The sequence below is a fragment of the Mycoplasmopsis caviae genome (assembly GCF_024498215.1).
Classification (GTDB): domain Bacteria; phylum Bacillota_I; class Bacilli_A; order Mycoplasmatales; family Metamycoplasmataceae; genus Mycoplasmopsis; species Mycoplasmopsis caviae.
Window position 1 is genome coordinate 207,069 of sequence record NZ_CP101806.1, and the last position, 12,848, is coordinate 219,916.

Sequence of the window (12,848 nt, forward strand, 5' to 3'; positions counted from 1 at the left end):
TTTAAAAGTTGTTTACCTGTGAAGCAACTTTTTATTATTTATATATGTAAACAATTAGTGCGATAATTAAAATAACAGTAATTGCAATCATTGCACCAGCAACAAGAATAATAGCTAATGTTGAGAGATATCTTTTACGTCGATTCGCAATAATATTTTTTTGATTCTTCTCGGTACTATTAATAGCATCATTTATTAACTCTTTTCTTTGTTCAGGTGTTAAGCTGTTTAGGTCATCGTTTTTAAGAATCTTAAACTTTTCAACATTATTTAATGTTGTAATTTCTAAACTATTTTCATCCTTATTTTCTTTATTCATGGTAATTTTATTTTATCAAAATTGCAATAAAGAACTACAAATTAATAAATATTAAACTGCTTCTAGACAAATTATTAATATAACTATTTTATAATTAAATTGGTTAAATTAACAGTTAAAATAAGTGTTATTTTATAATTTTTTAGTCTTTGTTTAATTAGTCTTACCTCAAACTTTAGAATGTTAATTTGCTGTCGCTATTTTTGTCCAAAAAACCTATAAAACAGGTCTTTTAGACAAAATGAAATTAATCAAAATATTAAAAATATAACCTATATTTAATGGTATACATATGATATAATTTTAAAAAATATAAGGGGTTAAAATGGGTGTTACAACTAAGCCAAAAGAATATAAAGAATTTTATGAAGAAAATGTTGCTTATATAAGGAAGATGGTTACAAAACACGTAAACCATGAAGCAAAGAGTAATAGGGATATTACTATAAAATTTTGAGTGCAATTATTTTTTGGAATTTTTTCTTTGCTTGTTGGTTTAACATTTTTAGCATTACTTATTGGCTTCTGAATTAAAGGATTTATATATATTTCGCCTGTACAAAAGTTTTTTTGATTCATTGGTGCTGTTTTGATTGCCGGATTTGGTTGCTTTTTATGTGTATGAGCAAAAGAAAACTCTGATTTTATAAGGGCAAATTTTAGACAATCTATTAATAACGAAAAATTTTATGAAAAAGCACTGGAAAGGCTTTCGATAAAAGTAATAGATGTAAATGATGCAAATAATGATCATTTAATTGAAAAATTTGATATGAATTATGATGATAATCTTGAATGTTTATCATGAGCCCACTCACTTCCTGCAACTAGTTGAATTCCGTATGATGCCACTGTTTACACAGCAGGTAAAATATTTCTTATCATGGATAAGTATAATAATCCATGAGCTTTTCAAAACATTAAATACTCGTATACTAAAAAAATAAGAAACCTATCAGGCGAAGAAGATACTAAAGATTTTTTTGAATATGCAACAATATTTGAGGGTATTCTTCTATCTTCTCCTAAAACTAAGGACTTCACACTTGCACTAGGCGAAAGATGTGGTTTGAGTTCTCATATGCACTCAAATGTTGATTTTGAAGACAAACAATTTGCTAAAATAATGCGTCCACATACAGATGGTGAACTTGATATTTATAATATTTATCAACCTTATGCTATGGAAGTAACGCGCGAGCATTGAGAACAATATAAAAAACATTCAAAATGATTTGGGACATTACTTGAAAAACAAAATGTTAAGGCTTGAATACGACCAAGTGGTAACATATTTGAATACAACAATTCAAATATGTTTAAGAGTAAAAAGGATAAAATAGAATCAGTGACAAGAGAAGTGCTTAGTGATGCATACTCTGTATATTGGGTATTATCATTTATTCAAATACCTGGTTATTTTAAATAATTGATGCAGATTGAAAAAACATTGACAAATTTGATTATAGTTATGATGAAAGAAGTAGAACATTTGACTGAGTTGAAAATGTTCTTGAAATTCATTTTATTCCAGATGGTTCATTTATTTATTCAGTTGGAAAATGAACCATTATATAGATCAAAGCGGAATTTATTGAGTTTCATCATTTATTCCAATAACAGGCAAAAAAGTTAAATAACTTTATTTATGGAGACAATTATGAAAGAAACATTTAATCAATTTTTAGCAAGAAACTATGAACCATTAAACAATCATTTAATAGAACAAGATGAAAAAAATGAATCAGATAAGTCATCTAAATCTTTTATATGAAAAATAATACTGTGTTTATGTTTGTTAATAAGCCTTACATCAATTTCAATTGTGGTTATGACTACATTTTTTGAGGATTCCAAAAAAATTCAAATAATTAAGTGGGCATGTGTTAGTGTTTTTGTTGCTTCAATTTTATCATTTGGATTTTGCTTCACTTTTTTAAAAAGAAGTAAGATAGCAGAAAAACGTGAATGATTAAGTCGAGTAAATTTGTCAAAATCTCTAACTTACTTATTTAGATTAATTAATTTTAAATTAAATGAAGATCAGGAAACCAAAAATATAGCATGAATAGATTTTTGTAAGAAAATAAGTGAAAAAGGCGAAAGTTCAGAAGTCGAAAATTTACGAAAACCACTATTAAACAATGAAATTGGTAAAAATAATATTTGAAAAATTCAAGAAGTTAAATTTAAGGAAACAAATGAAATTTTTCTTTTAATTGAAGGCAAGCATGAAAAAATGATTAATAAATCATACATTTCATGTGGATTAAAAAATGGTATTTATGATTATTTAAAAGACAGCGAAAAAATTAAATTTAATGTTCATAATGAAACTCTTAATTTTGAAACAAATGACAATAATCCGTATGACTTAGGTAAAGTTAGCGAATTGTTTAAAATCTTTAACTTAAGCGAAAAAAAATACGGATTCATAATTGATCCAAAGAATAAAACTTCATGCAGTTGAATAAAGATCAAAAAAGGTTTTTTAAATGTTCAAGGTAGTGAAGACACAGTTAAAGCAATCTTAAATCATCTTTATTTAGTATATGCTTTATGTGAAAATATAAAGCAATTTGTTAATTAGAAGCATAAGCTTCTTTTTTAATTGTTATTTGCTATAAACAATATGTCAACTCTGCCATATTTCTTTTGTTTTTGAATAGTTAACTTATCAGGAATATTAATTCTTAGGTGATTATCAGTTTCTAGAATAATAAGACCATTTCTTGTTAAAAACTTATGATTGCAAATTAGTTCAAGGCATTTATTAACTAGTTCATATTCGTTGTAAGGAGCATCAATAAATATAAAGTCAAATGTACGGCCAATTTTTGTATTTAAAAAATTCAACACATCATCTTTTATGATCTCTATGTTTTCTATTTTTAACATTAGGGCATTTTCTTTAATAGTATTAATTGCCTCACTATTGTTGTCAATAGCAACTGACTTAGCTGCAAAGTTACTTAATGCCTCAAAACTGTATGCACCACTACCAGCAAAGAGGTCAAGAATACAAGAACCTTCTAAATTAAACCTTATTGAAGAAAAAATAGCTTCTCTAACTCGATCCATTGTTGGTCTTGTGTTTGTTGTTTTAGGTTGCTTAATATTTAAATGTCTATATTTGCCACTAATTATTCTTAACATCTTAAACTCCATAATTAATTTATTAATATCTATACTTAATATATAATATAATCATGAAATTTAAAGTAAAACTGGTGCAATTACCTGAAAAAATATTAAGAAAAAAATCTAAAGAAGTAAAAATCCCTTTATCAGAAGAAGATGATAAGTTGGCACAAAAAATGATTTGACATATTGATGAAAGCCAAAAGAACGATTCAAAAATGGGTTTTAGACCTGGTGTTGGTGTAGCAGCAATTCAATATGGAATTCCTAAACAAATGTTTTATATAAACATTAACAATGAATCAATTAATGGCAGAAAAATTGATGATTTTAGAGACGTTTTAATAAACCCAAAAATTATTGCTACAAGTGAATATGAAGTTTCTCTTAAAGGCGAAGGCTGTCTCAGTGTAGGGGATAATATTAAAAATCAAGAAGGATATGTTTATCGTAAGAAAAGAATTGTTGTTGAAGCCTATTCATATTTTGATAAAGAAGTTAAAACATATGATTTTAATAATTATGCAGCAATTGTTGCACAACATGAATTAGACCACCTAGATGGCAAATTATTTATAGACAGAATTAATAAAAAAGAACCATTCAAAGTTAGAAAAAATTCTGAAATATTAGAATAATAAAAGAGGTACTATGAGAACTTTTGAAGATAATTGAAAAGCACTTGCAACCAATGGTTGAGGAATATTAATTTCCCTATCTATCTTTTTTACAATACTTTTGGTCGCAACAATCATTGGTGCTAAACGTGGTTTTTATGCTGCTTTAATGTCTCTAGGATTTAATTCTGTTGGTTTTATTATTGGCTTGATTTTAGCTCCAATTATTTTGGACACTTCGATAAGTCTAAAACACTCAAACGCTAATTTAATGAACAAACTTATAATTCTAAAACCGATGTTGGTTGGAATTATAATATTGTCATTTACTGCTCTGGTCGCAATTATTGGTGAGATTATTTATGCATTAACAAAAGATTTCTTTAAAAGATCGATAATAAAAAGAATGAATAAGGGTGAAAGCACCGTTTTCTATCGTTCAATGGGAGCAGTTGCAGCCGGAATTTCTGCTCTTCCTGGTGCAATACTCACAACTAATTTAGCTGGTTTTGTTGACCAAAATTCATTCATAAATAATGCTAATAATAGTGTTCTTAATTTCTTAACGGTTGGTCAAGCAAAAGGTGTTAGCAAATATGCTCCTGGACTTGTGATGCTTAATAAAATTAAGAATGATGAACAATTTAAAAAAGATATTTTTAAGTATGTTCAATCAATTTTTAATCTTGATAATTATGTCTTCAAAATGAAATCTAAGTCAACAATCGATAAGACATTAAATGATGAAAAAGTTAATTCAGGCGACACCATAACAAATAATAAATTATTAAGTGAAATTTGATTTGTTCCTCTTGCAAACTGAAGTGATGATGAAATCGAGAGACTTCCTAAAATTAAAGAGTGACTAAATTTCATTCTTAATGATGAAGATTCACTTGATTTACTTTATAGTAATTATAAATATTCAAATGGCCAAAAATATACCTTTGCAGGTTTACATAGTAAGGAACACCCAACTTGACATACTAAAATTACAAGTGATGATGATTACTATTATTACAAAAAATTTCAATTTGGCAACTCTGAAAGTTGATCACCTGAAACTCAACCATTTGAAGAAACAAAAGAAAATAAATTTGATTTTAAAACCATGTTTTCTTGAAATGTTGAACAAAGCAACAAAACAATTAGCAAGCTACTTAGAAAATATTCAAACCACAGGTTTGCAAAAGACAAAGATACTCAAAAAGAAGACTTTAGTAAAGTAGAAAAAATTGCTAATGAACCTATATTTAGCCTTGATATTCAAGAAGAACAAGCAAGAAAAAAATTAATATCAATTTTCTATGAAATTGTTTTTCCAAACGATAAAACATTTAGAAATATTGAACAAAAGGATGCTTTTGAAGAATATGATTCAACAAAACTTGTAGCAAAGAACAAACTTGATGAAATTTCACAAAAGAAATTCCATCTTGTCTTCAACAAGATAATTGAATCAATTCTTCAAGAAATTAATATAAACTAAACTTGTGTTAATGCACAAGTTTTTTTACAAAAACAAAAAGTTTTATGAAAAAAGGGACTTTACTTATTTAAATTTTGAAAAAATTTAAGAATAAAAAATAATTTTATATTTAATATTAGTATTAAAAATAGTATTATTAATATATGCAAAAATATGATGAATCAAGTATACAACAGTTAAAAGGTTTAGAGGCTGTTAGAAAACGTCCAGGTATGTACATTGGTAGTACTGATGTCAATGGACTACACCATTTAATTTGAGAAATTGTAGATAACTCAATTGATGAAGCATTAGCAGGTTTTGCTAATGAAATTAATGTAACTTTAACAAAGAGTGGTTCAGTTAGAGTTCTTGATAATGGTCGTGGAATTCCTGTTGGAATGACACCTTCTGGCAAGAGTGCTGTGGAATTAGTTTTTACAGAACTCCATGCTGGTGGTAAATTTAATGAAGGTGCTTATAAAACAAGTGGAGGGCTTCATGGAGTGGGTTCTTCAGTTGTTAATGCATTAAGTACAAAATTAATTGCTACAGTTTATCGAGATAAAAAAATCTATGAAACTATTTTTGAAAATGGTGATAATATTGTTCAACGAACTCTTGAAGTCGGTAACACAAATAGACATGGAACTATGGTTGAATTTTGACCAAATTATGAAATCTTTAAGCGTGCTAGATTTAGTTATGAAACCATTGCTGAGAGACTTAGGGAAAGTTGTTTTTTAATTGGTGGTCTAAAAATTCATTTCAAAGATGAAATTAGTGGTAGAGAAACTGAATTTATTTATGAGGATGGTCTTCATGCATTTGTTGACTTCATAAATGATTCAAAAAATGCACTTGGTGATATTAAAACCTTTAAAGAAACTAAAAGAGATATTGAAGTTGAATGTGGTTTTCAATACACCGATAGTTACAATGAAACATTTTTAAGTTTTGTCAATAATGTTAAAACAAAAGATGGTGGAAGCCATGAAGTTGGTCTTAAATCAGCTTTGACTAAAACATTTAATGAATTCGCATTAGAAGAAAAAGCACTAAAAGGTAAAAATACTTTTGATGGTGAAGATATTCGAGAAGGCTTAACAGTTATACTTTCAGTTAAGATACCTGAAAAACTTCTTGAATTTGTCAGTCAAACAAAAGATAAGTTAGGTACTCCTGAGGCTAAGGGTGTAGTTGAAGAAGTCGTGTCAAAAAACTTTAAAATATGAATTCATGAAAATAAACCTTTAGCCAAGAAAATACTTGAAAAAATCAAAAAAGCCTCCGAGTCTCGTGCAGCTGCACGTAAAGCAAGAGCTGAAGCTCGAAGCACTAAAAATGCACTTAAAGAAAAGCAAATTTTAAGTGGAAAACTAACACCAGCCCAAAGTAAAATACCTGCAGAAAAGGAATTATTCTTAGTCGAAGGTGATTCTGCTGGTGGTAGTGCTAAGCTTGGACGAGATCGAAAATACCAAGCTATTTTACCATTGCGTGGTAAGGTTATTAATACTGAAAAAGCAAGACTTTTTGAAATACTTAAAAATGAAGAAATAGCAACAATAATTAATACAATTGGTGCAGGTGTTGGTGACGAATTCGACATTAAAAAAGCCCAATATGGAAAAGTTGTAATTATGACTGATGCCGATACTGATGGTGCTCATATTCAAATATTATTGCTAACATTCTTCTTTAGACACATGCGCCAACTTGTTGAAAATGGTATGGTTTATATTGCCTTACCACCATTATTCAAACTAGCATCAACTAAGAGTAAAAAAGAAATTTTATATGCTTGGGATGAAAATGAATTAAGAGATCTTCTTCGTTTACCTAACTTTAAAAACGCAGAAGTTCAACGTTATAAAGGTCTTGGCGAAATGAATGCGGATCAGTTGTGAGAAACCACAATGAATCCGGCAACTAGAACCCTTGTACAGGTTAAAATTGAGGATGCTGCCCTAGCTGAACGTCGTGTTTCAACACTTATGGGTGACAATGTTGAGCCACGTAAAGAGTGAATTAATAAGAATGTTGAATTCACTCTTGATGATGACTTTGAAATCTAGAAAGGAGCCATTATGAACAAAAATCAGGAAAATAAATTAAATGATTTATTAAGCAAGATTATTAAAGAAAATCTTGATACTATAATGGCTGACCGATTTAGTCGTTATTCAAAGTATATTATTCAACAACGTGCTCTTCCAGATGCACGTGATGGTCTAAAACCTGTTCAAAGAAGAATTCTTTATTCAATGAGTGAATTAGGGTTACAATGAAATAAACCTTTTAAAAAGTCAGCTCGTGTTGTTGGCGATGTTATTGGTAAATACCATCCACACGGCGATAGTTCTATATATGAAGCTATGGTCAGAATGGCTCAGGATTGAAAAATGGGCCATACTTTGTTAGAAATGCACGGTAACGTAGGTTCTATTGATGATGACCCTGCAGCTGCTATGCGTTATACCGAAGTTCGACTTGCTGCTCTAACAGATCTAGTTATAGGTGACCTAAAGAAAAACACAGTAAAATTTGTTCCTAACTTTGATGATAGTGAAAAGGAACCATTGGTTCTACCATCACTAATTCCTAATCTATTGCTTAATGGTGCTAAGGGAATTGCTTCTGGTTTTGCAACTGAGATGCCACCGCATAATTTAAATGAAATTATTGATGCATCTATTGCAAAAATTAAGAATCCAGATATTCAACTATCTAAACTTTTTAAATATGTTAAAGGTCCAGATTTTCCTACTGGTGGTATTGTTTATGGACAACAAGGAATTTATGAAGCTTTTGAAAGAGGAAGAGGGCGAATAACACTAGTTTCAAGATATAAAACTTTTGAAGATAACAAAAATAAATATATTGAAATTGTTGAAATACCTTATGGCGTAATTAAATCAAAACTTGTTCATGATATTGATCTAATCATTGCAAAGGAAAGTGTTAGTGGTCTGCTTGAAGTTAAAGATCAATCTGATCGAAGTGGAATAAGTATTCTTATTACTTTAGATAAGAAAGCAAATGAAGAAGTTATTTTAAACTACTTACTTCAAAAGACTGAGATGCAAATTTATTATACTTACAATAATGTTGCAATCAAAAACAACTCACCTCAAACATTGGGCCTAAATGATTTACTTAATTGCTATTTAGATCACGTTCGCGACGTAAAGAAAAAAACGCTTGAATTTGATCTTGTTAAATACAAGGCAAGACTTGAAATTGTTTTAGGTTTCTTAAAAGTTGCTGAGATTACTGATGAAGTAATTAGTGTTATTAGAAAGAGCGAAAACTCCAAAGCAGGTGTTATTAAGAACTTGATGGAACACTTTGACTTTACTCTTAATCAAGCCACAGCTATTGCTGAATTAAGACTTTATAAACTTTCAAAGACTGATAAAGAGGCTTTCTTATTAGAAAAAGAAGAATTAGAAAAGCAAATCAAACATGTTGAATTGCTTTTAAGTGATCAAGAGGCTTTTGATCAATACCTAATTGAAACTTTACAAGAGATTAAAAAACAATTTGGCCGAGCACGAAAAACAACCATAACCGAGGAAGCATTTAAAGTAAGTTACAATGAAGCTGACTTAGTTAAAGAAGAAGAAACATTCATTGGAGTTACAAAACATGGTTATCTTAAGAGAATGAGCAACAAGGTTGTAAGTTCAAATGACTTCTTAACTTACGGAGTTAAAGAGGGTGACAAAATTATTTGCTTTGAAAAAAGTAACACAATTAACAATTTGTTGTTATTTACTAATTTAGGTAACTATGCTCAAGTACCTATTTATAAAATCGAAGAAAGCAAATGAAAAGACTTTGGAGTCCATTTAAGCGAATTTGTTGAACTTGCTTCAGGTGAAGAATTAGTTGGGGCTATTAATGTAACTGACTTTAACATTCAAAATTATGTTTGCTTGTTTACAAAAGAAGCACAAGGCAAGAGAGTTGTACTTAAGGAATTTGAAGTTAGCAGACCTAATAAAACATTTACAGCTATGAAGTTAAGAAAAGGCGATGAATTAGTTGGTGCTAAACTTTCGAATGGTTATAAAGATGTTTTATTAATAACAAAGCGAGGTATGTCATCTCTATATACAGAAAATGATGTCCAAATTTATGGAACCAAATCAAGTGGAACTAAAAGTTGTTATATGCCACCGATGGATTCTATTGTTGCTTTTGCAATGGTTGAAGCACATGAAACAGTAGCTCTTTTAGCTAATGAAACATTCGTGAAAAGAATTCATGTAAGTAATATCCCAAAAGTTAATAAGAAAAATTTAGGTAAACCACTCTTTTCACAACTTAAGACAAAACCATATGTAGTAACTGATGCTTATCCAATGACTGTTGATGACTATATTTTTGTAACAAATGCTGAGAATCAGGTCATACTAGAACGAATTGTTGAGTATCCAATTACTTCGATTAATGAAGGTTTTTCAAAAATTAAAATTAATAATTCAACAGCACTTTCGTTTAAGAAAAACGAGACATCATCAACAGCTAAACCTGTGGAAATTAAATTTGAGCAACCTGCACCAACTGAGGATGCTAAGTTTGAAAAGTCAGAAGAAACTATTGATGTTTTGACAAAGCGAGTTGAGGAAATCCTTAAAAGATTTGGCAAATAAACCTATAAAACAGTTGTTTTAGTAGATTTTGAATTCAATAGTTGTCAAGCAGTGAAACATTTTGAATTCTATCTAATTAGAAGATGGAGAGATAATGAGTTGAAAAACAAAGATTTTAGTTGTTAGCGACATACATGGAGATCTTTCTACATTAAGTGCAATAGTTAGTGTGGAAATGCCTGATTATATTATAAGTTGTGGAGATAATCTATTACCAAAAAGTTTTATGCAAGAAATGTTTAGTTATTATGTAGATGGCAATAATGATGAATTGGATGAAGAATTTTATTCAAGAATACCATCCGCAAGATTTGAAATAGATGGACTATGTTTTTATGTAGAACATGGACACAACCTAGGAAATTATGAATTATTAAGAGATCCAAAAAAAGTTTATCTTGACTTTGACACTTTAGCCATTAAAACATATTAAAAATAAGGCTCATATACATAGTATATGAATTTTTTATTTTTTCTTGTAATTCTAGTAAAACATAGTATAATATAATTATGTTTGTTAAAGTTATTAGAGTTAGAAATAAAGAATATGTTAATATTGTGAAAAGTTATTGAGATAAGGAAAGCAAATCTTGTAAACATAAGGTTGTCCAAAATTTGGGATTATTATCCAAATTAGAAGAAAACGATCCTAATTTTTTAGAAAACCTGAGAAATGAATTTAAAAAGTATTCAAAAGATAAGGAAGAAAAAGAAGTACTTTTAGGCAGAATGCTTGGGACATTTAAAGATGTTTTATCTGACGATAACGTTGACGGTGAATATGATATTAGAGATGAAAACAAGATACACAATAAATATCAGAATGAATTAGAAGTTTTAAATTATGGCAATTTAATACTAAACAATGTTTACCGAAAGTTAGATCTAGATAAATATTTTGAGAAATCAAAGAGTATGAAAAGAATCAAATATGATTTGAACAATATTGTCCAAAATTTAGTCGCAATGAGATTTTTAAAACCTTGTTCAAAAAGTAAAACATTTAATATTTTTAATGAGTATACAATAAAGAATGATGACACCCTTAAATCAATTTACAGAAGCCTTGAAATTTTGTGTGATGAAAGGCTAGATATCATTGAACATATCAACAAAAAATTAATTGAACTATTTGATAGAAACCTAAAAGAAACATTTTACGATGTTACAACTGTTTACTTTGAAAGTATTGAAAAAAATGACTTGTTAGATTACGGATTTTCTAAGGATGCAAAAATTAATAATGTACAGGTTGTTCTTGGGATGATGATTGACGCTTATGGAATTCCAATTGCATACAAATTGTTTGCCGGAAATACATGTGATTTTAAGACTTTTATCCCTTTTATAAAGGAAGTTAAGGAAAAATTAGGTATTGAAAATATTACTGTTATTGCAGACAGAGGGTTAAACTCTGGTCCTAATCTTTTAGAACTTAAAAAGATGGTTTTGAGTTCATAATGTCTCACAAAATTAAAGGAAATAAGAACCTCCCAAGTTTGACGAATCAAAAATGAAAATGAACACTTCATATACTAAAGTATATGAAATTTTTTCATTTTTTCTTATTTTGTGTTATAATATGTTATAATATAATTATGTATGTAAAAGTTTCAAAAGTAGCAGGCAAAGAATATGTTCAAATTTGCCATTCAGTTAGAATAAAAGGAACAAATAAAACAAAGCAAGTGGTTATTGAAAAACTTGGTCTTTTATCAAAACTGCAAGAAGAAAATCCTAACATTTTAGAGGATTTAAAAAATAAATATCAAGGTTTGAGAAATGAAGCGAGAGATAATGAATTATTGAAGTATAGAGTTCACAAATCTATTGATGCTTTATTTGACACAGAATTCAATGAAAGGAATGAATTCAAAGACAAATTAACATATGAAGAAAAGGCTGAAAAAGTAAAAAAATAGTTAGAAAAAATATGGTAATTTACTTTACAAAACGATTTACAAAAACTAAAACTTGATGAATATTTTGATTTAAAAAGTAAAGAATTTCTTTTCAGATATGATTTAAATAATATTGTTGAGAACCTAACTTTTTAAGAATTTTAAAACCTTCATCAAAACTAAGAACAGTTCAATCTTATGATTCATATTTAATAGAGAATGACGACACGTTGAAATCTCATTACAGAGCATTGGAAATTTTATGCGATGAAAGATTAGATATTATTAAACATTTAAACAATAGATTATCAGAATTAATGGACAGAAATCTAGAAGAGGCTTTCTACGATGTTACAACAGTTTATTTTGAAAGTTTCACAGCAGATGATTTTAGAATCTTTGGTTTTTCAAAGGATTTAAAAGTTAATCAAACACAAGTGGTATTAGGTTTGATGATTGATGCAAATGGAATACCAATAAGTTACAAACTTTTTCCCGGAAATACAAGCGATTTTAAGACTTTTATCCCTTTTATACAGGAAGTTAAGGAAAATTTAGGAATCGAAAATGTAACGATAGTTGCTGATAGAGGACTTAATTCTGGGCCTAATTTACAGTCGATAATTGACAATGGTTTTAAATTTATAATGGCAGAAAAATTAGAGCAAAAGGCAAAATTGCCTCTGAAATACTTGACTTAGATTCATATGATAAAATAACTGAAAACTACTTTATTAGAGA

General features: G+C 28.7%; 12 protein-coding genes. 10 read left to right on the forward strand and 2 right to left on the reverse strand.

Going from position 1 to position 12,848, the window contains the following annotated elements:
• Window positions 1–34 precede the first annotated feature (34 nt).
• Complete coding sequence (locus tag NPA07_RS01015; RefSeq protein ID WP_126118050.1) at window positions 35–319, reverse strand: hypothetical protein; 285 nt, start codon at window positions 317–319, stop codon at window positions 35–37.
• A gap of 325 nt (window positions 320–644) precedes the next feature.
• Here NPA07_RS01015 and NPA07_RS01020 point away from each other — a divergent pair, with 325 nt between their 5' ends.
• Together NPA07_RS01020 and NPA07_RS01025 are read left to right on the forward strand one after the other, a co-directional pair.
• Entirely contained in the window at window positions 645–1,748 is a 1,104-nt protein-coding gene (locus tag NPA07_RS01020; protein WP_126118049.1) for a hypothetical protein, read from the forward strand.
• A gap of 231 nt (window positions 1,749–1,979) precedes the next feature.
• Window positions 1,980–2,909: a hypothetical protein gene (locus NPA07_RS01025; RefSeq protein ID WP_126118048.1), complete on the forward strand. Its 930-nt coding sequence runs from the start codon at window positions 1,980–1,982 to the stop codon at window positions 2,907–2,909.
• Between the two features lie 17 nt (window positions 2,910–2,926).
• On the opposite strand, the gene rsmD is transcribed toward NPA07_RS01025, so the two are convergent.
• Window positions 2,927–3,475 (reverse strand): 16S rRNA (guanine(966)-N(2))-methyltransferase RsmD, encoded by a 549-nt coding sequence (gene rsmD / locus NPA07_RS01030; protein WP_126118047.1) that lies wholly within the window; start codon window positions 3,473–3,475, stop codon window positions 2,927–2,929.
• 53 nt (window positions 3,476–3,528) lie between these two features.
• Between rsmD and def the strand changes: the two genes are divergently transcribed.
• The 8 genes from def (at window position 3,529) to NPA07_RS01070 (ending at window position 12,808) form a co-directional block, all read left to right on the forward strand.
• Entirely contained in the window at window positions 3,529–4,098 is a 570-nt protein-coding gene (gene def, locus NPA07_RS01035) for a peptide deformylase (RefSeq protein ID WP_126118046.1), read from the forward strand.
• Window positions 4,099–4,111: 13 nt separating this feature from the next.
• A complete protein-coding gene (locus tag NPA07_RS01040) occupies window positions 4,112–5,566 on the forward strand; it encodes a DUF4013 domain-containing protein (RefSeq protein ID WP_126118045.1) in 1,455 nt (484 codons plus the stop codon).
• 143 nt (window positions 5,567–5,709) lie between these two features.
• The gene (gene parE / locus NPA07_RS01045; protein ID WP_126118044.1) at window positions 5,710–7,623 is read left to right on the forward strand and encodes a DNA topoisomerase IV subunit B; all 1,914 of its coding nucleotides are present in this window, start codon (window positions 5,710–5,712) and stop codon (window positions 7,621–7,623) included.
• Window positions 7,624–7,635: 12 nt separating this feature from the next.
• On the forward strand, window positions 7,636–10,206 hold the full coding sequence (locus NPA07_RS01050; RefSeq protein ID WP_126118043.1) for a DNA topoisomerase IV subunit A: 2,571 nt from the start codon (window positions 7,636–7,638) through the stop codon (window positions 10,204–10,206).
• Between the two features lie 94 nt (window positions 10,207–10,300).
• Entirely contained in the window at window positions 10,301–10,639 is a 339-nt protein-coding gene (locus NPA07_RS01055; protein ID WP_126118042.1) for a metallophosphoesterase family protein, read from the forward strand.
• Window positions 10,640–10,716: 77 nt separating this feature from the next.
• Window positions 10,717–11,667 carry an IS1634 family transposase gene (locus NPA07_RS01060; protein WP_256553237.1) on the forward strand — a complete coding sequence of 317 codons (951 nt, stop codon included), beginning with the start codon at window positions 10,717–10,719 and terminating at the stop codon, window positions 11,665–11,667.
• 137 nt (window positions 11,668–11,804) lie between these two features.
• On the forward strand, window positions 11,805–12,128 hold the full coding sequence (locus NPA07_RS01065; protein ID WP_256553238.1) for a hypothetical protein: 324 nt from the start codon (window positions 11,805–11,807) through the stop codon (window positions 12,126–12,128).
• A 140-nt stretch (window positions 12,129–12,268) separates the two neighbouring features.
• The gene (locus NPA07_RS01070; RefSeq protein WP_256553310.1) at window positions 12,269–12,808 is read left to right on the forward strand and encodes an IS1634 family transposase; all 540 of its coding nucleotides are present in this window, start codon (window positions 12,269–12,271) and stop codon (window positions 12,806–12,808) included.
• Window positions 12,809–12,848 lie beyond the last annotated feature (40 nt).